This window comes from Niabella digestorum, from assembly GCF_036409055.1.
Taxonomy (GTDB): Bacteria; Bacteroidota; Bacteroidia; order Chitinophagales; family Chitinophagaceae; genus Niabella; species Niabella composti.
Window position 1 is genome coordinate 426177 of record NZ_JAZGLY010000002.1, and the last position, 26409, is coordinate 452585.

The 26409-nt window shown below is 40.2% G+C and carries 36 protein-coding genes; 28 read left to right on the plus strand and 8 right to left on the minus strand.

From position 1 onward, the window contains the following. The first annotated feature begins 222 nt into the window (after positions 1-222). Both V2H41_RS04480 and V2H41_RS04485 read left to right on the plus strand, forming a co-directional pair. Positions 223-2334, plus strand: a complete 2112-nt coding sequence (locus V2H41_RS04480; RefSeq protein WP_330973932.1) for a S9 family peptidase — start codon at positions 223-225, stop codon at positions 2332-2334. Positions 2335-2418: 84 nt separating this feature from the next. Further along, entirely contained in the window at positions 2419-3249 is an 831-nt protein-coding gene (locus V2H41_RS04485) for a sugar phosphate isomerase/epimerase family protein (RefSeq protein WP_330973933.1), read from the plus strand. Between the two features lie 49 nt (positions 3250-3298). Here V2H41_RS04485 and V2H41_RS04490 read toward each other — a convergent pair whose 3' ends face one another. The 7 genes from V2H41_RS04490 to pafA form a co-directional block, all read right to left on the minus strand. Next, entirely contained in the window at positions 3299-3454 is a 156-nt protein-coding gene (locus tag V2H41_RS04490; protein ID WP_330973934.1) for a YdeI/OmpD-associated family protein, read from the minus strand. Further along, positions 3429-3788: a YdeI/OmpD-associated family protein gene (locus tag V2H41_RS04495; protein WP_330973935.1), complete on the minus strand. Its 360-nt coding sequence runs from the start codon at positions 3786-3788 to the stop codon at positions 3429-3431. Before V2H41_RS04495 ends, V2H41_RS04490 begins: the two co-directional genes overlap by 26 nt. A gap of 108 nt (positions 3789-3896) precedes the next feature. Next, on the minus strand, positions 3897-4271 hold the full coding sequence (locus V2H41_RS04500) for a DoxX family protein (protein WP_330973936.1): 375 nt from the start codon (positions 4269-4271) through the stop codon (positions 3897-3899). Beyond that, the gene (locus V2H41_RS04505; RefSeq protein WP_330973937.1) at positions 4264-4737 is read right to left on the minus strand and encodes an SRPBCC domain-containing protein; all 474 of its coding nucleotides are present in this window, start codon (positions 4735-4737) and stop codon (positions 4264-4266) included. Before V2H41_RS04505 ends, V2H41_RS04500 begins: the two co-directional genes overlap by 8 nt. Before the next feature lie 2 nt (positions 4738-4739). Continuing rightward, positions 4740-5075 carry a metalloregulator ArsR/SmtB family transcription factor gene (locus V2H41_RS04510; RefSeq protein WP_330973938.1) on the minus strand — a complete coding sequence of 112 codons (336 nt, stop codon included), beginning with the start codon at positions 5073-5075 and terminating at the stop codon, positions 4740-4742. A gap of 93 nt (positions 5076-5168) precedes the next feature. Further along, on the minus strand, positions 5169-5441 hold the full coding sequence (locus V2H41_RS04515; RefSeq protein ID WP_330973939.1) for an acyl-CoA-binding protein: 273 nt from the start codon (positions 5439-5441) through the stop codon (positions 5169-5171). Positions 5442-5529: 88 nt separating this feature from the next. Further along, positions 5530-7158 (minus strand): alkaline phosphatase PafA, encoded by a 1629-nt coding sequence (gene pafA, locus V2H41_RS04520; protein ID WP_330973940.1) that lies wholly within the window; start codon positions 7156-7158, stop codon positions 5530-5532. A gap of 565 nt (positions 7159-7723) precedes the next feature. On the opposite strand from pafA, the gene rpsJ reads away from it, so the two are divergent. The 26 genes from rpsJ to V2H41_RS04650 all read left to right on the plus strand — a co-directional run bounded on the left by rpsJ (position 7724) and on the right by V2H41_RS04650 (position 23422). Then, positions 7724-8029, plus strand: coding sequence for a 30S ribosomal protein S10 (rpsJ, locus tag V2H41_RS04525; RefSeq protein ID WP_330973941.1), 306 nt, complete (start codon positions 7724-7726; stop codon positions 8027-8029). A gap of 286 nt (positions 8030-8315) precedes the next feature. Beyond that, positions 8316-8933 carry a 50S ribosomal protein L3 gene (gene rplC, locus V2H41_RS04530; protein WP_330974104.1) on the plus strand — a complete coding sequence of 206 codons (618 nt, stop codon included), beginning with the start codon at positions 8316-8318 and terminating at the stop codon, positions 8931-8933. A gap of 35 nt (positions 8934-8968) precedes the next feature. Continuing rightward, positions 8969-9607, plus strand: coding sequence for a 50S ribosomal protein L4 (rplD, locus tag V2H41_RS04535; protein WP_330973942.1), 639 nt, complete (start codon positions 8969-8971; stop codon positions 9605-9607). A 28-nt stretch (positions 9608-9635) separates the two neighbouring features. Next, positions 9636-9935 (plus strand): 50S ribosomal protein L23, encoded by a 300-nt coding sequence (rplW, locus tag V2H41_RS04540; RefSeq protein WP_330973943.1) that lies wholly within the window; start codon positions 9636-9638, stop codon positions 9933-9935. A 116-nt stretch (positions 9936-10051) separates the two neighbouring features. Continuing rightward, the gene (rplB, locus tag V2H41_RS04545) at positions 10052-10891 is read left to right on the plus strand and encodes a 50S ribosomal protein L2 (protein WP_330973944.1); all 840 of its coding nucleotides are present in this window, start codon (positions 10052-10054) and stop codon (positions 10889-10891) included. Between the two features lie 36 nt (positions 10892-10927). After that, positions 10928-11194: a 30S ribosomal protein S19 gene (rpsS, locus tag V2H41_RS04550; RefSeq protein ID WP_330973945.1), complete on the plus strand. Its 267-nt coding sequence runs from the start codon at positions 10928-10930 to the stop codon at positions 11192-11194. A gap of 141 nt (positions 11195-11335) precedes the next feature. Beyond that, a complete protein-coding gene (rplV, locus tag V2H41_RS04555; RefSeq protein ID WP_330973946.1) occupies positions 11336-11743 on the plus strand; it encodes a 50S ribosomal protein L22 in 408 nt (135 codons plus the stop codon). 9 nt (positions 11744-11752) lie between these two features. Then, complete coding sequence (gene rpsC / locus V2H41_RS04560; RefSeq protein ID WP_330973947.1) at positions 11753-12487, plus strand: 30S ribosomal protein S3; 735 nt, start codon at positions 11753-11755, stop codon at positions 12485-12487. Between the two features lie 88 nt (positions 12488-12575). Next, on the plus strand, positions 12576-12998 hold the full coding sequence (gene rplP, locus V2H41_RS04565; RefSeq protein WP_330973948.1) for a 50S ribosomal protein L16: 423 nt from the start codon (positions 12576-12578) through the stop codon (positions 12996-12998). A gap of 22 nt (positions 12999-13020) precedes the next feature. After that, on the plus strand, positions 13021-13236 hold the full coding sequence (rpmC, locus tag V2H41_RS04570; protein ID WP_330973949.1) for a 50S ribosomal protein L29: 216 nt from the start codon (positions 13021-13023) through the stop codon (positions 13234-13236). Between the two features lie 24 nt (positions 13237-13260). Continuing rightward, positions 13261-13518 carry a 30S ribosomal protein S17 gene (gene rpsQ, locus V2H41_RS04575; protein ID WP_330973950.1) on the plus strand — a complete coding sequence of 86 codons (258 nt, stop codon included), beginning with the start codon at positions 13261-13263 and terminating at the stop codon, positions 13516-13518. A 90-nt stretch (positions 13519-13608) separates the two neighbouring features. Further along, positions 13609-13977, plus strand: coding sequence for a 50S ribosomal protein L14 (gene rplN, locus V2H41_RS04580; RefSeq protein ID WP_330973951.1), 369 nt, complete (start codon positions 13609-13611; stop codon positions 13975-13977). Positions 13978-14072: 95 nt separating this feature from the next. Continuing rightward, positions 14073-14408 carry a 50S ribosomal protein L24 gene (rplX, locus tag V2H41_RS04585; protein ID WP_330973952.1) on the plus strand — a complete coding sequence of 112 codons (336 nt, stop codon included), beginning with the start codon at positions 14073-14075 and terminating at the stop codon, positions 14406-14408. A gap of 30 nt (positions 14409-14438) precedes the next feature. Beyond that, complete coding sequence (rplE, locus tag V2H41_RS04590) at positions 14439-15011, plus strand: 50S ribosomal protein L5 (RefSeq protein ID WP_330973953.1); 573 nt, start codon at positions 14439-14441, stop codon at positions 15009-15011. Between the two features lie 28 nt (positions 15012-15039). Next, on the plus strand, positions 15040-15309 hold the full coding sequence (rpsN, locus tag V2H41_RS04595; RefSeq protein WP_330973954.1) for a 30S ribosomal protein S14: 270 nt from the start codon (positions 15040-15042) through the stop codon (positions 15307-15309). 82 nt (positions 15310-15391) lie between these two features. Further along, positions 15392-15790, plus strand: a complete 399-nt coding sequence (gene rpsH / locus V2H41_RS04600) for a 30S ribosomal protein S8 (RefSeq protein WP_458860398.1) — start codon at positions 15392-15394, stop codon at positions 15788-15790. A 126-nt stretch (positions 15791-15916) separates the two neighbouring features. Further along, positions 15917-16471, plus strand: coding sequence for a 50S ribosomal protein L6 (gene rplF / locus V2H41_RS04605; protein ID WP_330973955.1), 555 nt, complete (start codon positions 15917-15919; stop codon positions 16469-16471). A gap of 68 nt (positions 16472-16539) precedes the next feature. Beyond that, positions 16540-16896 carry a 50S ribosomal protein L18 gene (gene rplR, locus V2H41_RS04610; protein WP_330973956.1) on the plus strand — a complete coding sequence of 119 codons (357 nt, stop codon included), beginning with the start codon at positions 16540-16542 and terminating at the stop codon, positions 16894-16896. A 20-nt stretch (positions 16897-16916) separates the two neighbouring features. Further along, positions 16917-17435 carry a 30S ribosomal protein S5 gene (rpsE, locus tag V2H41_RS04615; RefSeq protein ID WP_330973957.1) on the plus strand — a complete coding sequence of 173 codons (519 nt, stop codon included), beginning with the start codon at positions 16917-16919 and terminating at the stop codon, positions 17433-17435. A gap of 84 nt (positions 17436-17519) precedes the next feature. Next, a complete protein-coding gene (gene rpmD / locus V2H41_RS04620; protein WP_330973958.1) occupies positions 17520-17699 on the plus strand; it encodes a 50S ribosomal protein L30 in 180 nt (59 codons plus the stop codon). A gap of 108 nt (positions 17700-17807) precedes the next feature. Further along, positions 17808-18257 (plus strand): 50S ribosomal protein L15, encoded by a 450-nt coding sequence (rplO, locus tag V2H41_RS04625; RefSeq protein ID WP_330973959.1) that lies wholly within the window; start codon positions 17808-17810, stop codon positions 18255-18257. Between the two features lie 85 nt (positions 18258-18342). Beyond that, the gene (gene secY, locus V2H41_RS04630; RefSeq protein WP_330973960.1) at positions 18343-19686 is read left to right on the plus strand and encodes a preprotein translocase subunit SecY; all 1344 of its coding nucleotides are present in this window, start codon (positions 18343-18345) and stop codon (positions 19684-19686) included. A gap of 73 nt (positions 19687-19759) precedes the next feature. Continuing rightward, on the plus strand, positions 19760-20557 hold the full coding sequence (gene map / locus V2H41_RS04635) for a type I methionyl aminopeptidase (protein ID WP_330973961.1): 798 nt from the start codon (positions 19760-19762) through the stop codon (positions 20555-20557). Positions 20558-20588: 31 nt separating this feature from the next. Beyond that, on the plus strand, positions 20589-21839 hold the full coding sequence (locus tag V2H41_RS04640; protein ID WP_330973962.1) for a BaiN/RdsA family NAD(P)/FAD-dependent oxidoreductase: 1251 nt from the start codon (positions 20589-20591) through the stop codon (positions 21837-21839). Between the two features lie 114 nt (positions 21840-21953). Further along, positions 21954-22625, plus strand: a complete 672-nt coding sequence (gene ung, locus V2H41_RS04645; RefSeq protein ID WP_330973963.1) for a uracil-DNA glycosylase — start codon at positions 21954-21956, stop codon at positions 22623-22625. Between the two features lie 56 nt (positions 22626-22681). Further along, the gene (locus V2H41_RS04650; protein ID WP_330973964.1) at positions 22682-23422 is read left to right on the plus strand and encodes a lysophospholipid acyltransferase family protein; all 741 of its coding nucleotides are present in this window, start codon (positions 22682-22684) and stop codon (positions 23420-23422) included. A 7-nt stretch (positions 23423-23429) separates the two neighbouring features. On the opposite strand, the gene V2H41_RS04655 is transcribed toward V2H41_RS04650, so the two are convergent. Then, positions 23430-26315, minus strand: a complete 2886-nt coding sequence (locus V2H41_RS04655; protein ID WP_330973965.1) for a putative LPS assembly protein LptD — start codon at positions 26313-26315, stop codon at positions 23430-23432. Between the last annotated feature and the right edge of the window lie 94 nt (positions 26316-26409).

Sequence of the window (26409 nt, forward strand, 5' to 3'; positions counted from 1 at the left end):
TTCAAATAAATAAGTAAATAGTGGGTTTAAATAAAATATTGTATATTTATTTTTTGCTATTATTATGAAACACCTAAGAAGCTAAAGCTACTTGCTTATTATATATGAGAGCCGCCACCATGCGGCTTTCATTTTTTAAAAAGTTTGCCATTTATCAAGTTTATTGCTTGTTCATTGGGAAATACTTAGAAAGCGGATAATTTTATCCAAAAGAAATCACCTATGACAAGAATCGGCATGTTATTATCCATGCTGTTGATATGGCAACTTGCAAGTGCTCAACAGCGCCTTACAGAAGCAGATTATCGAAGAGCGGAGCAATTCCTAAGTTCTAAAACAGCTGCATATGTAGATTGGTATCATCCGTATCCTTCCTGGTTAGAGGATGATAAATTTAGATATCGTGCAGGAAATAAAACTTATCTGGTAGATCCGCAAAAGAAAACCAAAATTGAAATTACAGAGGCACGTTCCGAAACACAAGCGCCTTTTGCGCGTAGAAGAAATAGCAATACCGTAGTGTCTCCTGATGGCAAAAAGGAAGTATTTATTAGAGACTGGAATTTGTGGCTGCGTGATATAGCTACAAAGCAGGAAAAACAACTCACTTTTGATGGTGAAGAAAACTATGGTTATGCTACTGACAATGCCGGTTGGCGACATAGTGATGCGCCTATAGTAAGCTGGTCGCCCGATTCGAAAAAAATTATTACCTACCAGCAGGATCAGCGCAATGTAAATGATATGTATTTAGTAACTACCAATGTGGGGGCTCCCAAGTTGCAGAAGTGGAAATATCCCTTACCAGGAGATAAGCATATCATCATGATGAGAAGAGTAATCATTGATGTGGATGCTGCCAAAGTAATCCCTCTTAGCATTCCCCCTGATCCGCATCGTGCCACTTTAGGCGATGATATATCCAGTAATGGCTCTTTAGCTGATATAGACTGGGCTCCGGATGCCTCCGAAGTAGCATTTGTATCTACATCGAGGGATCATAAGAGTGCCAAACTGCGTATTGCTAACGCAACAACCGGTGAGGTGCGCGAAGTTTTTGAAGAAGTGGTGGAGACGCAGTTCGAGTCAGGGCGTGGTGCCATCAACTGGAGGTATCTTCCCAAAACCAGTGAAATTATTTGGTATTCCCAAAGAGACAACTGGGGCCATTTGTATTTGTACGATAGTAAAACCGGTAAGTTGAAACATCAGATCACAAAAGGAGAATGGGTAGTGGGAAAACTGCTTCGTGTGGATGAGAAAAATAGAGTGCTTTATTTTACCGGACATGGCCGTGAAAAGGGTAATCCTTATTTTGCTTATCTGTATAAAATCGGATTTGATGGGAAGGGACTTACTTTATTAACTCCTGAAGAGGGTAATCATACCATTACTTTTTCTCCATCGGGAAAATATTTTATAGATGTATACTCTCAACCCGATGTGCCACCGGTAGCTAATTATAGAAGTATAAAAGGCGAATTGGTAGTAGCATTAGAAAAAGCTGATGTGTCGCGTCTCAAAGCTCATGGATGGAAACCTCCCATTCCTGTGAAGGTAAAGGCTGCAGATGGGGTCACCGATATTTATGGCCTAGTATTTACCCCTACCAATATGCAGCAAGGTGTAAAGTATCCAGTGGTGGATTATATTTATCCCGGACCGCAGGGTGGTAGTGTAGGGAACTGGAGTTTCTCTGCATCCAGAGGCGATAATCAGGCGCTGGCAGAACTAGGATTTATCGTTGTGGTGATAGAAGGTACCGGGAATCCGTATCGTTCTAAGAGTTTCCATGATGCGAGTTACGGCAATATGGCTATAAATACTTTGCCTGATCAAATAGCAGCTATTCGTCAGCTATCGGCTATTTATCCTATGGATACAACACGTGTGGGCATCTGGGGACATAGTGGCGGCGGATTCGCTACTGCCGCAGCCATGTTCAAATACCCTGATTTCTTTAAGGTGGGTGTGGCTCAGTCGGGTAATCATGATAACCGTAACTATGAAGATGATTGGGGTGAGCGTTACAACGGATTAGTTGAAAATAGCGATTATGAGGCTCAGGCTAATCAGAATTATGCAAAAAACCTTAAAGGCAAATTGATGCTGGCACATGGTATGATGGACGATAATGTACCCCCTTACAATACTTTGCTTGTGGTGGAAGCTTTACAGAAAGCAAATAAAGATTTTGATCTCATTATTTTCCCTAGTGCTAGACATGGTTACGGAGAGTACAACAATTATATGATGCGCAGACGTTGGGACTATTTTGTAAAACACTTGCTAGGTGCAGAACCACCCAAGGAGTATTGGATAGGGAAAGATTGATAGCCGCTAATATTATCAAAAAGACAATAAGCCATTCCATTGCGGATGGCTTTTATTATATTCGTAGCCTTAATAGCTTAGAATATGAAGAAAATATTAATCGCGATTGCAAGTTTGTTAGTATTGGGTGCGAGTGCTCAAAAATCGGAAAGACCTGCCCCTCAACCTCCGATAGATACTTACGAGAAGTTTAAGATTGGTATGGCAGGATACACTTTTGTAAAATTCGATTTGGATAAAACACTAGAGACGATGGAGCGTGCCGATGTTCATTATCTCTGTATTAAGGATTTTCATCTGCCCTTAAATAGTACTGATGAGCAGATTGCCGCATTTCATGAAAAATTAAAATCGAAGGGGGTTACCGGTTATGCGGTGGGGCCTATTTATATGAAAACCAAAGGTGCTGTTGATACCGCTTTTGAGTATGCAAAAAGGGTTGGTGTAAAGCTGATAGTGGGAGTGCCTAATCACGAATTGTTGCCTTATGTAAATCAAAAGGTGAAGGAGTATGATATGAAATACGCCATTCATATGCACGGCCCCGATATTGCATTATATCCCGATGCAGATGATGTATGGCAGCATATAAAAAATCTGGATTCCCGTATCGGTATGTGTTTGGATATAGGGCACGATACGCGCAATGGTAAGGATCCGGTTAAAGATCTTGAAAAATATCATAAACGTATTTATGATATGCATTTAAAAGATGTTACCGGGAATACTAAACTCGGTTATTCAGTAGAGGTGGGGCGCGGTATTATTGACTTTCCAGCCTTTGTAAAAATGTTGCGTAAAACCGGATACTCAGGTATGGTAAGCTTGGAACACGAACGTAATATGGATAATCCTTTTATGGGTATTGCAGAGTCTATTGGATACATTCGAGGTGTAATCCGCGCTACTAAATAATATTTTTGAGTTCAAAAAGTAATTTTATAAGGATAGAAAAATGCAGGTCCTAATCATGTAGACCTTTACCTTCCAGAATTTTCGGAATGCACTTTTCTATCCTTGTTTCTTGTGTTTTAAGCTGCTTGGGCTGTGAAAAATAAAAGAGATAAGCTCTTTGTCGGCCTGGAGTTAAAGATTCAAAGGCTTTTTTTAAATGCGGCATTGCTGCTAACTTTTTCTGAAAAACTATCCGGAATAGGGTAGTCCTCCGTTTTCTTCAAAGTTACTTTTAGGCCTGATCTTTCCACCTCAATGGCTTCATAAATATAAGCCTTGATGATATCTGCCTGAGTGGCAATTTCTTTTGTACTGATAAATCGTAATTGCCGAGCCGCTTGTACATTAGGAGTTTGTTGAATAAGCAGGTTATGCGGATCGTTCAACAATGCGCCTTTAAAGAATAGTAATGCACAGTATTCTTTAAACACATGTATAAGTACAATATTAGCTTTCCCGTAAGTATAGCAGGGGCATCCCCACTTTAGTTCTTCATTCATGCCACAATCCAAAACCAGCTTTCTTAATAGCCCGATTTATTGCTGCCAGGGACGGGTTTTGTCGAAATAGAAATCTACCTTAGGGTTCATAGGCATATTTTTATCAGCTTAGAATGTTATTCTCCTATTAGCAGGTCTGAAATACCAAGAAATAATAGTTAAAATCAAAAGTAATGCCGGGCCGAATACATGATTTGCTGGGTTGCCTACAGCGATATTGGAAAGAATTGCTCCCAACATCACAAAGAAAAAAACCGCATAAGCCCATTCTTTCAGGATGGGGTAGCGTGGTATCAGGATGGCTACTACTCCCAACAATTTACTAATTCCTAATATAGGCGATAAATATTGGGGATATCCTAACTGTTGCATCGCGTCAGCATTTTCTTTCATGCCAATTAGCTGAACGATGCCTGTAGATGTCATGCCTAAAGCTAGCCATACGGTAGCAATCCAATAAATGATTGAGTGACGTTTATTCATAGTTATTAGTTTTAAAGATTTCTTCAAGTAGGTTATGGGCCATGTTGATGCCTTGCGCAAAAGGTAACTGCAACATTTGGTCTCTCATGGTTATTGTTCTGTATACGATATGCATAGTCAGTTTGCTAGTTTCCGGCGTCAGCGATTCAAATTCCAGAAATTCCAGTTGCACATCAAAGGGGCTGTTTTCCATTTCAAAGGTTCTTACTATGGTTTTATTGGGGACAAATTTGTGAATAGTGCCATTGGCACTAAAAACCACATTTCCATTTTTATCACGAGTCTCAAATCTGTATCCTCCATGGGGTTGACAATCGAGCTTGGTGACGGTTGTGCCCATCCATTGCGCTAGAAGTTCTGCATCAGTATAAGCTTTGAATAAAAACTCCAGTGGCAGGTTAAATTCGCGTGTAACAGTAAGGTCCTGGCATCCTTCATTTGCGTGTACCTGTGTTTTTAGTTTCATGGTTATTGGTTGGGGTTTTGTTTTTTCACATGTTCTTGCATTATGGCTTCGAGTTTGTTGAAGCGATCGTACCATAATTTTCTGAAAGGAGCAATAAATTCATCTACTTCTTTCATTTGGTGAGGATTGAGACGGTAGTGGATTTCCCGCCCATTTTGCTCCTGATAGAGCAGATTACATTGTGTAAGAATTTGTAGGTGTTTGGAAACAGTAGGGCGGGCGGTCTGAAAATGGGATGCTATGGCTCCTGCGGTGAGTGATTGGGTAGCCAGCAACAATAATATAGCCCTACGTGTAGGATCGGCAATCGCCTGAAATACATCTCTCCTTAAATTCATATGTAGCCATTTATCTACACAAAGATATATGTAGATATTTGGCTACACAAATATTTTTTTCTTGAATAGGTTGTGAATTGAAACTGATAATAATTATCCTTTCAGCTGTTCTACTAATTGAATGTATTCTCGCATGGCGTCTTCTTGGCTTTTGCCCTTCAGTTCCTGCCATGCGTTATATTTAGCCATGGCCACAATATCGAAGGGGTTGGAGGGAGGATTGATATTAATATCACCTATCGAAGCTTGTTTGTATAGAGCATATAATTTTAGCAGTGTTTGGTTATCGGGTTTTTCCTTGATAGAGGAGGTACTTTCCGCTACTGCTTTGTGGAATAATTGTTCCAGGGTAGGTTGATCTGACATGACTTTGCTATTTGGTTAATTGAATATAAAATAAAAATAGCCTCGAAGGAGGCTATTTTTATATAATGCAAGAAAAGTTGATCTCAGTCTATTGATGGGTGATTTCGGTGATTACTTTACCCACATTTCCGCTCGGCATTTGTATTCTTAATAAAGCTGCCACGGTAGGAGCGATGTCTGTCATATGTACTTCGCGATTGGTCTTACCGGGCTTAATTTTCCAGCCATACCATAACAGCGGAATATGTGTATCGTAAGGTCCCCATGTACCATGTGTAGTACCGGTACTGTTATAGGCACTTTCGAACCAACCGGGGAAAGGTACCATAAGAATGGGACCTCCGCGTTTGGGATTGTATCCATTAATAGCCATTTGTTTAATTGGCTCAGGAACAGGCTCGGATCCCACGTTTTCCAGATCAATAACAAACTGAAGATCTGGGGCTGCCTTCAAGAATTTAATTGTTGCTTTTTTTATAGCCTCGTAGTCGGCATTATGTTCTTTAATTTTTGCGTAGTTGAAGTTTACCTGATAGTTACTTCCGCTAAGGATGAGTTTTTCAATGCCAAACTGTTCCTTCAGAAGATCATTCAGCTTATTAAGGAGATTTTTGGTAGATAGGAAGTCGGCTGGTAATTTATTTTCTTTCATGAAGTTGATAGCGTGAGCCGCTCCGTGATCAGCCGTCAGAAATACGAGATAATTACCTTTTCCCACTTTTCTGTCCAGAAACTTCAGAAACTCACCCAAATCTTTATCGAGGCGCAGATAAACATCTTCTACTTCGATAGAGTTGGGGCCAAATTTATGACCCACATAGTCGGTAGACGCGCAGTTGATGGTAAGGAAATCTGTTACGGTGCCACCTCCCAAGTTGTTACCTTCCACAGCAGCTTTGGCAAACTCCAGTGTAAGGGTATTGCCATAAGGAGTAGAGCGAATAACATTTTTATCCTTCTCATACACTTTTTTTAGATCGTGAGGGAAAGTAGGTGCGGTTTCTCCCTGAAATTTACCTTCCCATTTTACGTCATCAGCAGTACTTTGCTTATAAGTATGAATGGGATATAGCGTGGTCCATGGAGTAGTAATCAGTTTGGAAGGGATGTCTTTAGCATTGAAGTCTTGCACCCATTTAGGAAGCTCTTTCATGTACCAAGTGCTGGTAATAAATTTTCCAGAAGCATCGTCAAACCAGAAAGCCCCGGTTGGATTTTTCCCTGCAGGAAGAATAGAGGCGCGATCTTTTAGAGAAACGCCAATTACTTTCGATTGAAAATTAGTGGCAAGACGCAATTCGTCGGCAATAGTTGTGGTCCAAAGATTTTTGGGCGACATTTTGCCGGCTTTGGAGTTGCTACCCACCGGTTCTACGTCAGGGTCTTCGGTACAGTACATGTTTTTACCTGTGGCTTGCTCGATCCAGTTATTGCCTGCAATACCATGAATGGCAGGTACGGAGCCTGTATATACAGTGGTGTGTCCCACAGCTGTATATGAAGGAAGGTGACTAATAAAGGTGTTTTCGCAGCTAAAGCCCTCGTTCAACATTCTTTTAAAACCATCATTCCCGTAGCGATCGTAATAACGGTACAGATAATCCCAACGCATTTGGTCTACCACAATTCCCACCACCAATTTCGGGCGTGGAACCGGCTGTGCCGTTGCACCATAGCCAATTAACAATAAAAGCAGAAATGGAAATAAACGTTTCATTTTATTACGATTTTTTTCAAAAATAGGGATTAAACAAGGAACACAAAGGTTATTTAACAATTGTAAAAGATGACTTTATAAAATGAGGATCAGATAACTTATTCTTAGAGATTCTCTAAAGCTAAATATCTGTGTGAAAAATTTCGAAGGAAGAATGTGGGTATAGTATAAAATAAAAGCACAATTTTTCTGTTGTATTAGATGTATGCATATTATATATATAGTGCTCCTGTGTAAGGGGTAGAATTTGGGCGGGAAATATGTAAAATGTTCGAATTTTGAGTGAGGGCTTAGGTACAGTAATGATTTAGTGAAGTTCTTTACTTATAAATGGTGTGCTACTTTTAATTAAAAATCATAATTAATTGATTTTTAAATTTTTATAAAATTATTTTATCATTCAAATCGGGATGTTGCGTAGGTGTATCGTAATGTAATTCATTAGTAATAAGCATGCAGGAGAGAGGATAAGCTAAAAATCTTATAAAAATATTTTTAAAAAATTAGTTTATTCAAAACCTTCGCCGTACATTTGCACTCCCAATTTAAAAATGGGTTTCTAACAATGTCGCAAAGAATCAGAATAAAATTACAATCATTCGATCATAACCTGGTTGATAAATCGGCAGAAAAAATTGTAAAAACTGTGCGTAGCACCGGTGCTGTAGTAACAGGTCCTATTCCGCTGCCTACACATCGTAGAATCTTTACTGTATTGCGTTCTCCTCACGTTAATAAGAAGAGTCGCGAGCAGTTTCAGTTAGCTACACACAAAAGATTATTAGATATCTATACATCTTCTTCCCGCACTGTAGATGCTTTATCAAAATTGGATCTGCCTAGCGGTGTTGAAGTAGAGATTAAAGCATAAGCTTTTAGCTGCTTAAGGCAGCGCTTTTAGTTCTTATAATTAAAATTAAATTAACTGAATTCATTCTCTCAACTCTGCATAGGCAGGGGAAAAGAGCTCTGAGTAATAAATTTCCAACCGGTGGTTGGAGTTAACATATAAAACAAGCCGTTCAGGGTTTGTTTACTGCCAGTACTTCCCCAGAAAGGAAAAGGTTGGCAGGAAGTCCCGGTTTCCGGGGTGGGATCGATAAAAGCATCATCATGCTTTAAGTCCCAATAATCCTGAAGGCGTAAAACTTAAAATGATGAAAGGTATTATTGGGAAAAAATTAGGGATGACCAGCATCTACGATCCTACAGGTAAACAAGTAGCCTGCACGATTATAGAGGCGGGTCCCTGTGTAGTAACACAGGTTAAAACGATTGAGACAGACGGTTACAACGCATTACAACTGTCATTTGGTGAAAAGAAAGAAAGCCGCGCTAACCAAGCCGAGAAAAACCACTTTGCTAAGGCCAACACCACACCAAAAAGATTTTCCAAAGAGTTTCGTGATTTTGCAATAGAAAAGTCCCTTGGCGACATCGTCACTGCTGACATTTTCTCCGAAGGAGAGAAGGTGAGCGTTATTGGCACAACTAAGGGTAAAGGTTTCCAAGGTGTAGTAAAACGTCATGGTTTTGCTGGTGTGGGTGAGCAATCTCACGGACAGCACGATCGTGAAAGAGCACCTGGTTCTCTGGGTAACTCTTCTGATGCCAGCCGTGTAATGAAAGGCATGCGCATGGCAGGACGCATGGGAGGTGATAGAGTGAAAGTGAAAGGGTTAAAAGTATTGAAAGTATTTCCCGAGAAGAACTATATCCTAGTTAGCGGATCGGTTCCTGGTCACATTGGTTCGATAGTTCTCATTCAAAATTAATTTTAACCCAAACCTTAATTCATAAATCTAAGAAAATGCAAGTTGAAGTTTTAAATATACAAGGTAAGGGTACCGGCCGTTCAGTAGAGTTGCCCGATGATATATTTGGCATTGAGCCTAATGATCATGTGATCTACCTTGCCGTTAAGCAATTTTTAGCTGCACAGCGCCAAGGCACCCACAAAGTAAAAGGCCGTTCGGAAGTAAAAGGTTCTAGCAAAAAGCTGCATAAGCAAAAAGGTACCGGAGGAAGCCGTAAAGGTAATATTCGTAATCCTTTATATAAAGGTGGTGGTGCTATCTTCGGTCCTCAGCCTCGCGACTACAGCTTCAAGCTGAACAAGAAGGTGAAAGATTTGGCAAAAATTTCTGCCCTTTCTTATAAAGCTAAAGACAACGCAATTGTTGTAGTTGAAGATCCGAAGTTTGAGGCTCCTAAAACAAAAAGTTTCGTAAGCGTGCTGAAAGCGCTGAATGTAGACAACAAAAAAACATTGTTCGTTTCTGCTGAGCCTGAGGTAAACGTTGAGTTGTCTTTACGTAACATACCTTCTGTTTTGGGTGTTTCCCTGAGTGAGTTGAATACTTACGATATCGTAAATGCAGACGTTTTGGTACTTACTGAAAGTGCTGCAAAAATATTTACAGAAGAGGAAGTACCGGTAGAAGCTTAAGAATTACTAAATACCAAATTAAAAGAAGATGAATCCTTCTCAAGTATTAATAAAACCAATTTTGACCGAAAAGGCAAATAATCAGCAGGAAAAACTGCGTCGTTATGCTTTTAAGGTAGATAAAAGATCCAATAAGCTGGAAATTAAAAAGGCTGTTGAAAGTTTTTATGGTGTTACCGTAACAAGCGTAAAGACTATCATCGTTCCTGCTAAAAGTAAAACCCGCTATACTAAGGCCGGTTTTATTCAGGGTCGTAAACCTTCTTACAAAAAAGCGTATGTGACTGTAGCGGAGGGTGAAGAAATCGATCTGTACGCTAATCTGTAATAGGTCCTAAAAGTTAGATAGTTTAGAATAAAGTAAAATCTATCAACAATAATAACAAGTAAGGCAATCAACCGCCGCGAAGTGTTGTAGTAAATAAAACGAATAGAAGAAAAAAGATGGCAGTAAAGAAATTTAAACCGATGACAGCCGGTACCCGTTGGAGAATCGGGAACGCTTTTGCTGAAATCACTACCAACAAGCCCGAAAAGTCTTTGTTGGAGCCTTTAAAAAGCACTGGCGGACGTAACTCTTCGGGTCACCTTACCATGAGGTATAGAGGCGGCGGTCACAAGAGAAAATATCGTATCGTTGATTTCAGAAGAGATAAACGCGATATCGAGGCAACCGTACTTTCTATCGAGTACGATCCCAACCGTACAGCATTTATCGCTTTAGTTCAATATACTGATGGTGAAAAACGTTACATCATCGCTCCTCAAGGCCTCACAGTAGGTGCTAAAATCATCAGCGGTGAAAACGTAGCACCTGAAATCGGAAATGCACTTCCGTTAAGAAATATACCTTTAGGTACTAACGTACACAATATTGAGTTAAACCCTAACACCGGTGGTAAAATGGTTCGTAGTGCAGGATCTTCTGCGCAACTTACCAACAAGGAAGAAAAATATGCAGTATTAAAAATGCCTTCTGGCGAGTTGAGGAAAGTGCTGATCGACTGCTATGCAACTGTTGGGGTAGTAAGCAACAGCGACCACTCACTGCAAAGCATGGGTAAAGCCGGTAGAAATAGATGGAGAGGTATTAGACCAAGAACCCGTGGTGTTGCGATGAACCCAGTAGATCACCCGATGGGTGGTGGTGAAGGTCGTGCTTCTGGTGGACACCCACGTAGCCGCAGCGGTAAATACGCTAAAGGAGCTAAGACCAGAAAAGTGGGTAAACCTAGCGATAAATTAATCATCCAGCGCAGAGACGGAAGCAAGCTGGCTAAGTAATTGGCAAATAAAATTAATAATCAGAGAAATTAAGATATGGCTCGTTCAATTAAAAAAGGTCCTTATGTAGCTACACACTTAGAGAAAAAAGTGTTAGCCATCAACGAAGGAAAAGCCAAAAAAGCAGTAATTAAAACCTGGAGTCGTCGTTCTACTATAACTCCTGATTTCGTAGGGCACACTTTTGCTGTTCACAACGGAAACAAATTCATTCCGGTGTATGTAACAGAATTTATGGTAGGCCACAAATTAGGAGAGTTTGCACCAACACGTCAATTTAAAGGTCACTCTGGAAATAGATAATTAATAAAAAATTGAAGTATGTGTTGGTGAATCGGAGCCGTGAAGCAGGAACGCATACTACAATGAATAATAAAACGAAGTAAGAACAAGGTATAGGGCATAAAACCTCCAACCTGAGATCTGAAACCTGAAAATTAAAAAATGGAAGCAGTAGCAAAACTTAGAAATTATCCGACATCGCCCCGCAAAATGAGGCTGCTGGCAGACCTTATTCGCGGTAAAAGGGTAGATTGGGTACTGGCTGAACTGGAGCACAATCCCAAGCATTCTTCAGTTCCTTTACGTAAGCTGGTTTTAAATGCTATCAACAACTGGAAGCAGACTAACGAAGGAGGCGATGAATCTGGATTGATAGTAAAAACTATCTATGTAGATGGTGGCAGAACTTTAAAGCGTATGCGTCCTGCGCCACAGGGTCGTGGTTACCGCATTCGTAAACGCAGCAACCATGTTACCATCATTGTTGATGTGAAAGAAGACGATAATAAGGATGCAAAAAAAGCTAAAGCTGCTGCACCTAAAAAGACAAAAGAAACTAAAAACGCATAACCAATAAATATGGGTCAAAAAGTAAATCCAATTGGTAACAGGTTAGGTATCATCCGCGGATGGGAATCTAATTGGTATGGAAGTAAAAAAGATTTTGCTTCTAAATTAATTGAAGATAACAAGATCAGAACATACCTGAATGCCCGTATTAATAAAGGTGGTATTTCTAAGATTGTTATTGAAAGAACTTTAGGAAAATTAATTATTACCATACATACATCAAAGCCGGGCATTATCATCGGTAAAGGTGGAGGTGAAGTAGATAGAATTAAAGAAGAGCTGAAAAAGTTGACCGGTAATGATGATGTACAAATCAACATTCTTGAGATTCGTCGTCCGGAAACCGATGCGATGATCGTTGCGGATACCATAGCCCGTCAGATCGAAAACCGTATCAACTTTAAGCGTGCGGTTAAAATGGCCATCGCTTCAGCACTGCGTATGGGTGCCGAAGGTATCAAAGTAAAAGTAAGTGGTCGTCTGAACGGTGCAGAAATTGCGCGTAGTGAAGAGTTTAAACAAGGTCGCGTTCCGCTGCATACGCTGCGTATGGATATCGATTACGCCAATGTGTTTGCTCAAACCGTATATGGTAAAATCGGTATTAAAGTATGGATATGTAAAGGCGAAGTGTTATCGAAGAGAGATCTGAATCCTAACTTTATCGCAGGTGAAAAAGGAGATCGTAGAGATCGTCGTGATGACAGAAGAGAACGCCGTGGCGCAAGAGAAAGAAAAAACTAAAAATATTGAGTATTCAGTATTGAAGTATTAAGACCTGGTTATTTCGGTAATTAGAGTCGAAATACCAAATACTAAAATCTAAAATTATATGTTACAACCAAAGAGAACAAAGCACAGGAAGATGCAGAAAGGCCGCATGAAAGGCCTTGCGAAAAGAGGTACCACCATATCTTTTGGTTCCTATGCTTTAAAAGCGTTAGACTCTCACTGGATTACCGACCGTCAGATAGAAGCTGCCCGTCAGGCACTGACTCGTAGCATGAAAAGGGAGGGTACTGTTTGGATTCGCATATTCCCAGATAAACCTATTACTAGAAAACCTGCCGAGGTACGTATGGGTAAAGGTAAAGGTAACTTAGATCACTGGGCAGCAGTAGTAAAACCAGGTCGTATCATATTCGAAGTGGATGGTGTTAGTGAAGAAGTGGCGCGCAGAGCTTTACAATTAGCTTCAGGTAAACTTCCTATAAAAACCAAGTTTACTGTGCGCAGAGATTTGATAACTAATTAATTCGCCATTCAAATTTTAAGTCATGTCAAAGAAAAAAGAATTTTTAGATAGCGTCAGAGGGTTGAGCTTAGAAGACTTACAAGTACAATTGGAGCAGTCTAAGCAGCGCTTAAAAAAGCTGGAGTTCGCCCATGCAATCACTCCGCTTGAAAACCCGATGTCTATCCGCAGTTTGCGTCGTGATATCGCACGTATCAAAACTTTGATCAACCAGAAAAAAGCTGTTGAGCAAGCATAAACAATAAATGACAAATAGTTTACAATGTCTGAAAGAAAACTAAGAAAAACAAGAATAGGTGTTGTTACCAGCAATAAAATGGAGAAAACCATTACTGTTGCTGTAGAGAGAAAAGTGAAGCACCCTATTTACGGTAAGTTCGTGAAAAAAACTACCAAGTTCCATGCTCATGACGAAAAGAATGAGTGCAGCATTGGTGATGTGGTAAAAATTATGGAAACGCGTCCGCTGAGTAAATTGAAACGTTGGAGACTGGTAGAAATCGTTGAAAGAGTAAAGTAAAATTTGAAAGGTGGAAGAGGGGTGTTCTCGCGTCAGCTCTCTTAGCAGGTTTTCAAATTTTCAAATTATATATCTTCAAATCAAAGTAAAATGATACAGCAAGAAAGCAGGTTAAATGTAGCAGATAACAGCGGCGCTAAGGAAGTGCTTTGTATTCGTGTATTGGGCAACAGCGGCCAGCGTTATGCAAAAATAGGCGATAAAATAGTAGTTACCGTTAAAGATGCAATGCCTGCAGGTGGTATTAAAAAAGGTACTGTTGCAAAGGCAGTAATCGTACGTACTACCAACAAATTACGTCGCAAAGACGGTTCGTACATCAGATTTGATGACAATGCTGTGGTAATTCTGAACGCAGCAGACGAACCCAGAGGTACTCGTATATTCGGTCCGGTAGCAAGAGAGCTGCGCGATAAAGGATATATGAAGATTGTATCATTAGCACCTGAAGTGCTTTAATACATGCCAGACGTAAACTCCGAAGTCGTAAGCAATAAATATATTAAATAGCACCAGGCTTTAAGCATGGGGCATTAAGCATTAAGCATAATAACATGAGTAACAGATTTAGACCCAAGTACAACATTAAGAAAGGCGACCAAGTGGTGGTGATTGCTGGGGCTGATAAGGACAGAAGCAACCCCCGCCTTGTAAAGGAAGTATTGGTTGACGAAGGAAAAGTTGTGGTGGAGGGTGTAAATATTAAAACCCGCCATACCAAACCTTCTGCACAAAATACAAGAGGGGGCATTATTAAGAAGGAAGCGCCTATCCACATTAGCAATGTAATGTTGTGGGATCCAAAAGCTAAAGCGCCAACCAGAGTAAAACGTGTGCGCGAAAACGGAAAAACCGCCCGCGTATCTAAAAAATCAGGCGAGAAACTTTAATCTTTTTAGCGATCAAAATAAGTGAAGATCATGAGCACAAAAACATATATCCCAAGGCTGGCAGCAAAGTATAAAAATGAAGTAGTACCTGCTTTGGTTAAAAAGTTTGCTTACAAAAGTGTAATGCAGGCTCCTAAGCTGGAAAAAATTTGCATAAACCGTGGGGTGAACGGCGCTGTTACCGATAAAAAGCTTGTGGACATAGCGGTGGAGGAATTAACAACCATCACCGGTCAGAAAGCTGTTGTAACACTGTCTAAAAAAGATGTCTCCAACTTTAAGCTCCGCAAAAACATGCCTATCGGTGCTAAGGTAACTCTACGTGGAGAGAAAATGTACGAATTTTTGGACAGATTGATTTCAATTGCTCTTCCACGTGTACGCGACTTTAAAGGCGTCAGCGAGAAATCTTTCGACGGTAGAGGTAACTACACAATGGGTGTAACCGAACAAATCATCTTCCCTGAAATCGACATCGATAAAGTAAATAAAATTACAGGGATGGATATCACCTTTGTGACAACTGCGCAAACCGACGAAGAGGCATACGAGCTGTTAAAAGAGCTGGGAATGCCTTTCAGAAATATTAAAAGAACAGCGTAATAATCATTTTAAAAACTGAATATATACAATGGCAAAAACTTCAGTAATAGCCCGTCAGCTAAAAAGAGAAAAATTAGTTGAAAAATACGCGGCTAAAAGAGAAGAGTTGAAAAAAGCCGGTGATTATGCCGCTTTGGATAAATTACCTAAAAACTCATCCAAAGTGCGTTTAAAAAACCGTTGCCAGCTTACAGGCCGTCCTAAAGGGTATGTACGCTTCTTCGGAATCTCCAGGGTTGCCCTTAGAGAAATGGCTCTGAACGGAAAAATTCCAGGGCTGAAGAAAGCAAGTTGGTAATTGACATCAAATATTGAATAGGTCCTATTTAATATTTGCGGACGAGAAAAATAAATATTAAATCGACAATCTTAAAGAGATTATGGTAACAGATCCTATAGCAGATTTCTTAACAAGAATACGTAATGCTCAAATGGCTGGGCACCGCATCGTGGAAGTGCCTGCATCCAATTTGAAAAAACGTATTACAGAAATCTTATACAAGCAAGGTTATATCCTTAAATACAAATTTGAGGATGATAACAAGCAAGGTATTATCAAAATAGCATTGAAGTACGATGCCGATACTAAGCAACCTGCTATTCAAAGCCTGGAAAGAGTAAGCCGCCCCGGTTTGCGCCAATACGCCAAGCCTTCTGAACTTCGCAGGGTGAAAAACGGTTTGGGAATCGCTATTTTATCTACTTCCAAAGGCGTGATGACCGATAAAGAAGCGAAAGCTCAAAATGTAGGTGGAGAAGTTCTTTGCTACATATACTAAGGAAATCCAACCTTTTATCAATACATTAAGCCCGTCCTATACAGGCTGACCGGTTGATAAAAGTTTTTTTAATATAAATCTTTAACTTGCCCCGCCTTTAGCGAAAAGGGCATAAAAATTTAAAAGATGTCTCGTATAGGTAAAAAAGTTATTACACTTCCGGAAGGAGTAACCGTACAGGTGAGCAGTGATAATGTAGTTACTGTAAAAGGTAAAAAGGGCGAATTGAAACAGGCCGTTAACCCTGATATCAAAGTAGAAGTAAAAGACGGTCAGATTTCATTGAGCCGTCCTTCCGATCAAATTCAGCACAAAGCGCAGCATGGTCTATACCGCGCTTTGATTGCAAATATGGTACAAGGCGTAACCGAAGGTTTTGAAAGAAAACTGGAGCTGGTGGGGGTAGGTTACAGGGCTACTAACCAGGGAAACGTATTGGATCTGGCTTTAGGTTATTCTCATAATATCGTCATTGTTGTTCCTGATGAACTGAAAGTATCTACAGAACAGGTGAAAGGTCAGAACCCGATTATTACTATTTCTGGTTGCGATAAACAATTGGTGGGTGAAGTATGTGCTAAAATTCGCAGTCTACGCAAGCCAGAGCCTTATAAAGGAAAAGGTATCCGCTTTGTAGGTGAGGTAGTAAGAAGAAAAGCCGGTAAGTCAGCGGGTAAATAATCGGTAAAGTATTATAATTAAATTGCAAACTTTTTAATCCTGGCAGTATCAGGAAAAAAATATAAAAAATGGCAAACGCTAAATTATTAAGAAGAAACAAAATTCGTCGGACCATTCGCGCTAAAGTGAGTGGAACAGCTCAAAAGCCGAGATTATCTGTATTTCGCAGTAACAAAGATATTTACGTGCAGCTGATTGATGACACTAAAGGTGTTACGCTAGCAGCAGCTTCTTCAAGAGATAAAGATATTGCGGCACAAAAGGGTACTAAAATTGAGAAAAGTAAGCTGGTGGGAGCTGCAATCGCACGTAAAGCACTCGAGCTAAATATCAATCAAATTGTATTTGATAGAGGCGGCTATTTGTATCACGGTCGTGTAAAAGCAGTAGCCGACGGAGCTAGAGAAGGTGGCCTTCAATTTTAATAAAATTATAATTAGATATAATGTCAAAAGTTACGTTCAACAGAGTAAAGGCAAACGATCTTGAGTTAAAAGACAAGGTGGTAGCTATTAACCGTGTGGTAAAAACCACAAAAGGTGGCCGTGCTTTCAGCTTTTCGGCTTTAGTAGTTGTGGGCGATGGTAACGGCGTTGTGGGACACGGTTTAGGAAAAGCCAAAGAAGTACAGGAAGCTATTGCTAAAGGCATCGAGGATGCCAAAAAGAACCTCATTAAAGTACCTATTCTCAAAGGTACCATTCCTCACGATCAATGGTGTAAAGAAGGGGCTGCTAAAGTAATGATATTACCAGCATCTCCAGGTACCGGAGTAATTGCAGGAGGTTCTATGCGTGCTGTATTAGAGGCTGCAGGTATCCATGACGTATTAGCAAAATCAATGGGATCTGCGAACCCACACAATGTGGTAAAAGCTACTTTTAAAGCTTTAGCTATGTTGCGTGAGCCTGTAACTGTCGCAAAAACTCGCAACGTTAGTTTAAAGAAAGTATTTCAGGGTTAATAAGTTTAATGTTTATGTTTAAAGTGATGAATCTTTTCGCTTGTACTTTAAACATCAGACTTTAAACTTTAAACATATTTTGATATGAAAAAATTAAAAATAACATTAGTAAAAAGCCCGATCGATCGTCCTCAAAAGCAAAAGCTTACCTTAGAGGCTTTGGGCTTAACTAAAACCAACAGCAGTAAAGAGGTAGAAGCTACACCGCAGGTTCTCGGGATGATTCGTAAGGTAGAACACATGCTGAAGGTGGAAGAAATCTAATTTTTTGAACAAGGAATAGGAATTTTAGCATAAAAGTTCCTATTATTACACGGAATATTTTTTAAAGCGAGCCTCTGCTTGAGGCGTAAGTAACAAAAAGCAATTGAGATGAAATTACACGAATTAAAACCTGCAAAAGGTGCAACGCACAAAGAAAAAAGAATAGGTCGCGGAGAAGGTAGTGGTTACGGTGGTACTTCTACCAAAGGTAATAAAGGTGGACAAAGCCGTGCTGGTTATAAGCGTAAAATGGCTCACGAAGGTGGCCAGATGCCTATCCAGCGTCGTGTTCCGAAAAGAGGATTTAATAACCCTGACCGTGTAACTTACAAAGTGTTTAACGTAGGCCAATTTGATCACTTCGCTGAAGTGTACGGATTAAACGAATTTACTTTTGACACCCTATATAATATTGGTGCTGTAGGAAAACACGATAGAGTAAAAGTATTGGGTAACGGAGAAATTAAAGGTAAGTACACTTTTAAAGTTCATGCCATAAGTGCTAAAGCTAAATCCCTGGTAGAAGCAGCAGGCGGAACTGTAGAAATTATAAAGTAAATTCTTCGAAAGAAAATTTATTTGACGCACTGCGGTGCGTCATTTAATTTTGACGATTGTGTAAGTCTAACTAAGAGAAAATCAGGTGAAAAAATTTATACAAACCCTTAAGAATATTTGGAGCATTGAAGAGTTAAGAAGTAAAATTCTTTTCACTCTACTCCTTACAGCTGTATACAGGATTGGCTCTTTTATTCCATTGCCTGGTATTAATCCTATTGCTCTGGAGCAGCTTAGCAAATCTCAGGCTCAGAATGGTATTTTGGACCTGATTAATACATTTGCCGGTGGAGCTTTTAACATGGCTTCCATCTTTGCTTTGGGGATTATGCCTTATATCACAGCCTCCATTTTCGTGCAGCTAATGACCGTTTTGGTTCCTAGCTTCCAGAAAATGCAGAAGGAAGGTGAAAGCGGACGTAAAAAGATTAACCAGATTACTCGCTACATTACTGTGGTTGTAACCATGGTACAAGCTTTTGCGTACGTGGCTTACCTGCGTCAGACTTCAGGCGCAGCAATTATTCCTTCCTACGGCGCTACCTACTTTACTCTTACTACTGTAGTTATTCTTACCGCAGGTACATTGTTCGTAATGTGGCTGGGTGAGAAAATTACTGATAAAGGTTTGGGTAATGGTACTTCATTGATCATTATGATCGGTATCCTGGCACGCTTACCGCAATCTTTTGCTCAGGAACTGGCTATCCGTTCTGAGCGTACCGGAGATATCCTCATATTTATTATTGAAATTGCGCTGTATATCCTTATCAACATGGGTTGTATCCTGTTGATACAGGCAGTAAGAAAAGTACCGGTTAACTATGCTAAGCAAATTGTAGGTAACCGTCAGTTTGGCGGAGCCCGTCAGTTTTTGCCTTTGAAAGTGAATGCGGCAGGTGTAATGCCCATTATCTTTGCTCAGGCTATTCTGTTCGTACCTACATTGTTTACAATGGGTAATCCTAACAGCTCTCTGGGTAGAATGTTTACCGATCATACCAATATTTGGTATATGATAATCTACTCTGTAGTGGTAATCGGATTTACTTTCCTGTACACTGCATTGATCTTTAATCCTAAGCAAATCTCCGATAACCTTAAGCAGAATAACGGATTTATTCCGGGCGTAAAACCGGGACAACCTACTACCGATTATATCGGTACTATTATGGACCGTATTACTCTTCCCGGTTCTATTATGCTTGCTTTTGTAGGTATATTACCCGGTATTGTGCAATTGCTTTTTACCGGTATGACTACATCTTTTGCAATGTTCTTCGGAGGTACTTCATTGCTGATTATGGTAGCTGTAATTTTAGATACATTGCAGCAAATTGAAACACACCTGATGATGCGTCAGTATGACGGATTGATGAAGAGTGGTCGTATTCAGGGTAGACAAACCGCATCACCAGTGCAGCTATAATACGAAGCGAAACAATATTTATAGATAAACCCGGGTTTTGTATACCGGGTTTTTTTTATGAAATTTGCAGACTATGATTATTATTAAAACAGATGAGCAGGTAGAACTAATGCGAGCAAGTGCGTTATTGGTGAGTCAGACTTTAAGTGAGGTTGCTAAAATCCTGCGTCCCGGTATTACTACGCTACATCTCGACGAATTTATTGCACAATATATCAGAAGCTTTAATGCCGTTCCTTCATTTCTGAATTATCACGGCTATCCCTTTAACTCCTGTATCTCCGTAAATGATGTAGTAGTGCATGGATTCCCCAACAAAAGAGAGTTGGTGGATGGCGATATCGTTTCTATTGATGTGGGGGTTATACTAAACGGCTGGCATGGAGATCATGCTTATACCTTTGCTATAGGCGAAATTCCAGAAGACGTACAACAACTTATTCGCATCACCAAGGAATCTCTATATAAAGGCATAGAGAAAGCGGTGGATGGCAATCGTATAGGAGATATTGCGTATGCAATACAAGAGCATACCGAAAAAAAACATGGCTACGGTGTGGTAAGAGAGTTGGTAGGACATGGCTTGGGGCAAAGCATGCATGAGGACCCTCAGGTACCTAATTATGGTAAACGTGGCACAGGTGTGAAGCTAAAAGAAGGAATGGTACTGGCTATCGAACCCATGATCAACATGGGTAAAAAAGATGTGTTCACCGAAAAAGACGGATGGACTGTTAGAACCAAGGATGGTTCTCCTTCTGTACACTTCGAGCACGATGTGTGCGTAAGAAAAGGAAAAGCAGATATACTTTCCAATTACGCACCCATAGAGGAAGCCGAACGTAACAACCCTAATTTGTTCGTGTGCTGATACAAACTTTTTGAAGCTTATATTCCCCGGAATGAATTATAAATCTCCATCTCTTATTGTGGTAGGCGGAGGTGCGGCCGGTTTCTTTTGTGCAGTAAATGCTGCACGGCTTAATCCTGATCTGAAAGTAACCATATTGGAACGTTCCTCCAAACTGTTATCCAAAGTAAAAGTGAGTGGGGGAGGCCGCTGTAATGTTACACACGCTTGCTTCGATATTTTGGAAATGTGTAAATGTTATCCGCGTGGAAATAATTTTGTCAAAAAATTGTTTCATCACTTTTTTACTGAGGACACTGTTCAATGGTTTAAAGAGCGTGGCGTAGCACTGAAAACAGAAGCCGACGGCCGGATGTTCCCGGTTACGGACTCCTCCCAAACGATTATTGATTGTTTACTACGTGAGGCTAGTCAATATGGGGTCAATATCCTCATGAATTGTGATGTAAAGGAGATTAGATATTTGGGTAATACTTTTGAATTGAAAGTTGGGGGTGATCGGCGCTTCACTGCAGATTATGTATGTATTGCTACCGGAGGTGCTCCTAAGGCATCCATGTTGGATTGGGTGTCTTCGCTAGGTCACAATATTGTTGCTCCTGTCCCATCTTTATTTACGTTTAATCTTCCAAAGCATTCCATAACCGCCCTTATGGGCATTAGCGTGCCTGATGTAATAGTGAAAATAACGGGGAGCAGGCTGCAGCAGCGTGGCCCTGTGTTGATTACACACTGGGGATTGAGTGGCCCTGCAGTATTAAAATTAAGTGCATATGCAGCAAGGGAACTGGCTGCAGTATATTGGGTGTTTAATATAATTGTCAATTGGCTACCCGATTATAATGAGCAGGCTTTAAGAAATAAATTTAATGAGCTACGCTATGAAAATGGAGCGCAGCTTTTGTATCATAAAAACCCTTTTGGGTTGCCGCAACGTTTATGGCAATACTTTTTGAAGGAGTGTGAAATTTCGGAAACCTGTCGTAGAGCCGATTTGTCAGCACGACATCAAAATATGTTAGTGCAAAAACTTACAGCGTGCTCTTTTACTGTAAAAGGGAAGACTACTTTTAAGGAAGAGTTTGTAACTGCTGGAGGTATTGCGTTAAACGAGATTGATGTAAATACCATGATGAGTAAAAAGGTATCCAACCTGTTTTTTGCAGGAGAGGTTATTGATGTAGATGGTATTACAGGAGGGTATAATTTTCAGAATGCCTGGAGTACGGGGTGGGTGGCAGCGAACAGTATTGCAGCACTGAGCCAAAAGCTTTCACAATAATCATTTGCAACAATTGTTGAAATGAAACGGCATTGTATATTGATGTTTTGAATGAAAAATTTTATACCTTGGTGATGGGCATTGTTTGTTCAATTATATAAAGCACCGATATAGATGGATGTTCAAATAGAAGCTTCCTGGAAGGAAAAGTTAAAAGAGGAGTTTGAAAAGCCTTATTTCGCTAATATAGTGTCGCATCTTAAGGCCGAAAAACAACAGAAGAAAGTTATTTATCCTCCCGGCCCGCAAATTTTTAATGCGTTTAACTCTACTCCGTTTCATAAAGTAAAAGTATTGATATTAGGACAGGATCCCTATCATGGTCCGGGACAAGCACATGGACTTTGCTTTTCCGTGCAAGATGGAGTACCTAAGCCACCCTCTTTGGTAAATATTTTTAAAGAATTAAAAGCTGATTTAGGTGTTGAACCGCCTGTTAGCGGCAATTTAAGCAAATGGGCTGAGGAAGGAGTTTTTCTACTAAATGCTTCCCTAACCGTAAGAGCGGGGGAGCCTATGAGCCACGCTAAGATTGGATGGGCGCAATTTACCGATGCTGTTATTAGAAAGATAGCCGAGGAAAAGGAACATGTCGTATTCCTGCTGTGGGGACGTTTTGCACAGGAGAAGGCCGCTTTTATTGATGGATCCAAACACTTAGTATTGAAAGCTGCGCATCCTTCGCCTTTGTCGGCGAGTGCGGGCTTCTTCGGCTGTCGTCATTTTTCGAAGACAAACGAATATCTTGTACAACACGGCATTGATCCGATAGACTGGAAATTGTAAAGGGATTACAGAGTTGAAAAAGAAAACAGCTATATTTACCGTTATAGAACATAGGGATGAATATATTAAAAGAAATAGCGGGAAGATTATGGGCAACATGGGGATTAGTGACATTTATAATTACGTTTATTATCGTTTTGCCTATAGCCTTAATAGCATATCTTTTACCAGAACCTAAGGGCACTGCATATTTGTGTAAGGTATCCGTTATCTGGATGCGTGTATGGTTCTTCCTCATTGCCTGTCCTATTGAAATAAAAGGTCGTGAACATTTTCAAAAAGGTAAAAGTTACATTGTAGCCTGCAATCATAATTCAGTATTAGACATTACACTTTCTTCGCCTTTCATACCCGGTGCTAATAAAACTATTGCTAAAAACAGCTTTGCCAAAATACCCTTATTCGGTTTGTATTATGCTAAAGGCTCAATTCTTGTAAATCGTAAGAGTGAAAAGAGTCGGAAAGAGAGCTATGAGAAAATGAAATGGGTATTGAAAATGGGGATGCACATGTGCATTTATCCGGAAGGAACCCGTAACCGTACTAACGCACCATTAAAACCTTTTTATAACGGGGCGTTTAAACTGGCTCATGAAACCCAAACTGAAATTATTCCTACTGTAATCACAGGAACAAAAGAGGCTGTACCTCTACACAAACCCTTTTTCTTTCTGCCCCGCAAACTCACCATGGAGTTTTTACCGCCTGTATCGCCTGAAAACCTTTCTGCTATAGAGCTTAAAGAAAAGGTATTCGAAATTATGAAGGCGCATATTTTAGCTACCCAACAGTCATAAACCTTCATTAATAACTGGTGAAAGATCTGGTGCGGTTAATTTTCAGATCCTGTAATATTCCGGCTTTCGGGCTAATGGTGATGTTGAAAAATCTGTACAGACCTATCGGAGTTACATTAATCGACATTTGCCAGCAGTGTAAATCTCTCGATATAGCCATAGAGAGCGTCTGAACTTGATTGGTGGTAAAGTCGTAATATCCTGTCATACTTAGGTTCCATTTGGGGGTAAGATTGAAACCTCCGTTAAAGTTAATGCTGGAGTTTACCGGTTTAGCCCCACTTTGCTGATAACCCGGAGAACGTCTTTGTCTTGAATAGCTCAGGGAGAAAGACAAGCTGAACGACCAGTCAGTATTGAAATCTACGAATTCGGCAGGGTTTTGTTGCATGAACTCCAGCAAGCGCATTTGATCAGCTTGAAGCATGGGATCATTCAGTCTTTTATTGATTTCCTCTTCACGAGCTTTGGCTTTTGCAGGATCTTTGGGTTTGCTCTGGAAGCTGGTACTCATGGAGATACTAGCATTAGTAATAGTACCAATTTTAAATCCTTTTCCAGCCCAGGCGTATTCATTGATAGCATTACCATACTCATTCAACTTGTAGGGAACCAGCGTTGCGGAAGCGTTCAGGTTGATTTTGTCAAACAAATTTGTTCTGAAGTACATACTGATAGGGGATAGCTTTAAGCTATCTGCCAAGAAATTGTAAGAACCGCTGAATCCGAATCCATCAATAAGTTTTATTTTACGAGTATCATCATTTTGACTACTATCAGATGATGCATCATCGTCCGTATCTTCTCCTGTTTCGGAACTAGCATTTTGGGAGGTCGATTTTTTCTTTTTATTGCGCACTTTCAACTCTAGATTATTATCCAACCCGAAGTTGATACCACCCGATCTTCTGCTCGTAAACTGGCTCATAGGCCTTGAGTAAAGGCCTTCCAGCTGATTATAAACCGCTATAGTTCCAGCAGAATCTATTTGTACGGGCTTCCAGAAATTTCTAGTTAAATCAGGTGTGTAACTTAATCCAAGAGTAGGTCGTATTACATGCCGTAAGGCAATAACGTTTGGGCTTTTGAATTGATAGGTACCATACAATGCTGTATTGAAAGATATTCCAAAGGAGGTTTGATGCTTTATTTTGAAAGCTCTTTGATAATCTGCTATAAGGGTATCTTTTACATATGAGCTGTCTCCTACATAAAAGGTTTTGGGTCCCCAGCTTAAAGTGGTGATGCGGTCTACCCATTCCTGCGAATAGGATACAGAAGGTGATATCATGATGGCGCCACCCAGAATAGGGGGGAGCGATAGCGTAATCGGAATACTGTGGTTGGCGCTCCAGCGTGCTGTATCCCATAAGAATTCATAGATTCTTCGGCCTCCAATGCGCTCGTTACTTTTGGAATAGCTTACGCTATCATAAAAGTTAAAGTCGTTTCTAAAGCTACCGGTATATCCGATACCTAGTTGCTCATACCATTTTCGAGTACCCACTCCGTCTTTTTTCTGGAAAGGATACAAAGTGCTTACAGTAAAGTTAGCTGTAGGCAGGTTGAGCGTCATCAAGCGTGTAGAGTTGTTCTGACTATGGTTAAAACCGAGCGAAAGGCTAAAGGGTTTATCCTGCCATTGTTTTGAATACGTAATGGATGAGTTCAGCACGTTATTGTAAGGTGCCAGAGGAATATTGGAAAGATTTCTGTTGTATCCTGTTGAGCTCGCGTTTACGCTGGCAGAGAAAGATACGCCCGGCCTTGCCCTACTGTCTGAAGAGTGATTCCAGTTGAGTGAGTAAGTGCGACTTTTATAGTAATCAGGATCGCCTTTTACATTACGCTGTGTACTTTGAATACTGAAGGTCATTTGCCCCTGATACTTATAAAGCTTTCTATAAGTAGGATTGATAAAAGCTCGCCAAGTACCGTAAGAATAAATATCTCCATATACCCTTACATCCCAGTAATCGTTGATTACGTAGTAATAACCCATACCGGATAATCCTACACCTTCCTGGTCGTTGGTTTCGAAGCTAGGAGCCAAAGCACCTGAGTGGCGCCCTTGATAAAGAGGGTAAAAACCAAAAGGCAGATAAATGGGAACAGGAACTGAATCAAATTCGGGGCGCACTGCACCTGTTACTGCTAGCTTTTTATTTACGATTTTAGCTCTCTTGGCCCGAAAGCCGAAGTGCGGATGGTCTAGGTTACACGTGGTAAAAAAGTTTCCTAATGCATACACCGTATTGGAGTCTACTTTTTTAGCAATTTCAGAGTGAAGGAACATTTCTCCCTGTTGGGTAATTGTTCCTCTAATAATTCCTTTCTGTGTTTTGAAATTATACTGAAGACTGTCTGACTGATAATCGCTTTCACCATCCTTCATTTTCACGTATTCGGCAATTTCGCCTAAGCTGTCCCTAGAGGCTTTTGCCATTACAATGCTGTTCGATTGATTGAGTCTCATGTAAGGCGCTTCCAGAGAGCTTCGTTCATAATCCACTTTGGCTTTACCGTACAACTCTATTGTTTTGGCCTGTACCATACCTACCACAGAATCCTCTGCTTGATAGGTCACAGGTGCTGATAAGGTATCTTTCGAAATTTTTAGGGTAAAAGTATCAATACGGCTATTTCCCGCTACAATACTGGAGTCGGTAGGAGGAATGGTATCTGTAAGTAGGGAGTCGGGAGATGGAATCGTATCATTATTTGTGGGAATAGTGTCCCTCCGAGGTGCTGTGGTATCATACGCCCATACCCCGTATAGAACCTTATTTCTTGAAGCAACATTATCAATAGCGCCAATTTGATTACTTACCGTTATGAGCAGAATAACAGTAAGTAAAAGTACGGCATGATAAATTCTTTTAAATTTGCGCATTAGGGTTGTAAAGTACGCAAATGTATAAATAACAAAGTAAACATCCCTTCACCACCGGTAACTATTAACAAATTTAATTTATCAACAGAGCTGT

Coding starts and splice junctions, on each gene's coding strand:
- V2H41_RS04480 (WP_330973932.1), top strand. CDS start 223: ATGACAAGAATCGGCATGTTATTATCCATGCTGTTGATATGGCAACTT.
- V2H41_RS04485 (WP_330973933.1), top strand. CDS start 2,419: ATGAAGAAAATATTAATCGCGATTGCAAGTTTGTTAGTATTGGGTGCG.
- V2H41_RS04490 (WP_330973934.1), bottom strand. CDS start 3,454: ATGCCGCATTTAAAAAAAGCCTTTGAATCTTTAACTCCAGGCCGACAA.
- V2H41_RS04495 (WP_330973935.1), bottom strand. CDS start 3,788: ATGAATGAAGAACTAAAGTGGGGATGCCCCTGCTATACTTACGGGAAA.
- V2H41_RS04500 (WP_330973936.1), bottom strand. CDS start 4,271: ATGAATAAACGTCACTCAATCATTTATTGGATTGCTACCGTATGGCTA.
- V2H41_RS04505 (WP_330973937.1), bottom strand. CDS start 4,737: ATGAAACTAAAAACACAGGTACACGCAAATGAAGGATGCCAGGACCTT.
- V2H41_RS04510 (WP_330973938.1), bottom strand. CDS start 5,075: ATGAATTTAAGGAGAGATGTATTTCAGGCGATTGCCGATCCTACACGT.
- V2H41_RS04515 (WP_330973939.1), bottom strand. CDS start 5,441: ATGTCAGATCAACCTACCCTGGAACAATTATTCCACAAAGCAGTAGCG.
- pafA (WP_330973940.1), bottom strand. CDS start 7,158: ATGAAACGTTTATTTCCATTTCTGCTTTTATTGTTAATTGGCTATGGT.
- rpsJ (WP_330973941.1), top strand. CDS start 7,724: ATGTCGCAAAGAATCAGAATAAAATTACAATCATTCGATCATAACCTG.
- rplC (WP_330974104.1), top strand. CDS start 8,316: ATGAAAGGTATTATTGGGAAAAAATTAGGGATGACCAGCATCTACGAT.
- rplD (WP_330973942.1), top strand. CDS start 8,969: ATGCAAGTTGAAGTTTTAAATATACAAGGTAAGGGTACCGGCCGTTCA.
- rplW (WP_330973943.1), top strand. CDS start 9,636: ATGAATCCTTCTCAAGTATTAATAAAACCAATTTTGACCGAAAAGGCA.
- rplB (WP_330973944.1), top strand. CDS start 10,052: ATGGCAGTAAAGAAATTTAAACCGATGACAGCCGGTACCCGTTGGAGA.
- rpsS (WP_330973945.1), top strand. CDS start 10,928: ATGGCTCGTTCAATTAAAAAAGGTCCTTATGTAGCTACACACTTAGAG.
- rplV (WP_330973946.1), top strand. CDS start 11,336: ATGGAAGCAGTAGCAAAACTTAGAAATTATCCGACATCGCCCCGCAAA.
- rpsC (WP_330973947.1), top strand. CDS start 11,753: ATGGGTCAAAAAGTAAATCCAATTGGTAACAGGTTAGGTATCATCCGC.
- rplP (WP_330973948.1), top strand. CDS start 12,576: ATGTTACAACCAAAGAGAACAAAGCACAGGAAGATGCAGAAAGGCCGC.
- rpmC (WP_330973949.1), top strand. CDS start 13,021: ATGTCAAAGAAAAAAGAATTTTTAGATAGCGTCAGAGGGTTGAGCTTA.
- rpsQ (WP_330973950.1), top strand. CDS start 13,261: ATGTCTGAAAGAAAACTAAGAAAAACAAGAATAGGTGTTGTTACCAGC.
- rplN (WP_330973951.1), top strand. CDS start 13,609: ATGATACAGCAAGAAAGCAGGTTAAATGTAGCAGATAACAGCGGCGCT.
- rplX (WP_330973952.1), top strand. CDS start 14,073: ATGAGTAACAGATTTAGACCCAAGTACAACATTAAGAAAGGCGACCAA.
- rplE (WP_330973953.1), top strand. CDS start 14,439: ATGAGCACAAAAACATATATCCCAAGGCTGGCAGCAAAGTATAAAAAT.
- rpsN (WP_330973954.1), top strand. CDS start 15,040: ATGGCAAAAACTTCAGTAATAGCCCGTCAGCTAAAAAGAGAAAAATTA.
- rpsH (WP_458860398.1), top strand. CDS start 15,392: ATGGTAACAGATCCTATAGCAGATTTCTTAACAAGAATACGTAATGCT.
- rplF (WP_330973955.1), top strand. CDS start 15,917: ATGTCTCGTATAGGTAAAAAAGTTATTACACTTCCGGAAGGAGTAACC.
- rplR (WP_330973956.1), top strand. CDS start 16,540: ATGGCAAACGCTAAATTATTAAGAAGAAACAAAATTCGTCGGACCATT.
- rpsE (WP_330973957.1), top strand. CDS start 16,917: ATGTCAAAAGTTACGTTCAACAGAGTAAAGGCAAACGATCTTGAGTTA.
- rpmD (WP_330973958.1), top strand. CDS start 17,520: ATGAAAAAATTAAAAATAACATTAGTAAAAAGCCCGATCGATCGTCCT.
- rplO (WP_330973959.1), top strand. CDS start 17,808: ATGAAATTACACGAATTAAAACCTGCAAAAGGTGCAACGCACAAAGAA.
- map (WP_330973961.1), top strand. CDS start 19,760: ATGATTATTATTAAAACAGATGAGCAGGTAGAACTAATGCGAGCAAGT.
- V2H41_RS04640 (WP_330973962.1), top strand. CDS start 20,589: ATGAATTATAAATCTCCATCTCTTATTGTGGTAGGCGGAGGTGCGGCC.
- ung (WP_330973963.1), top strand. CDS start 21,954: ATGGATGTTCAAATAGAAGCTTCCTGGAAGGAAAAGTTAAAAGAGGAG.
- V2H41_RS04650 (WP_330973964.1), top strand. CDS start 22,682: ATGAATATATTAAAAGAAATAGCGGGAAGATTATGGGCAACATGGGGA.
- V2H41_RS04655 (WP_330973965.1), bottom strand. CDS start 26,315: ATGCGCAAATTTAAAAGAATTTATCATGCCGTACTTTTACTTACTGTT.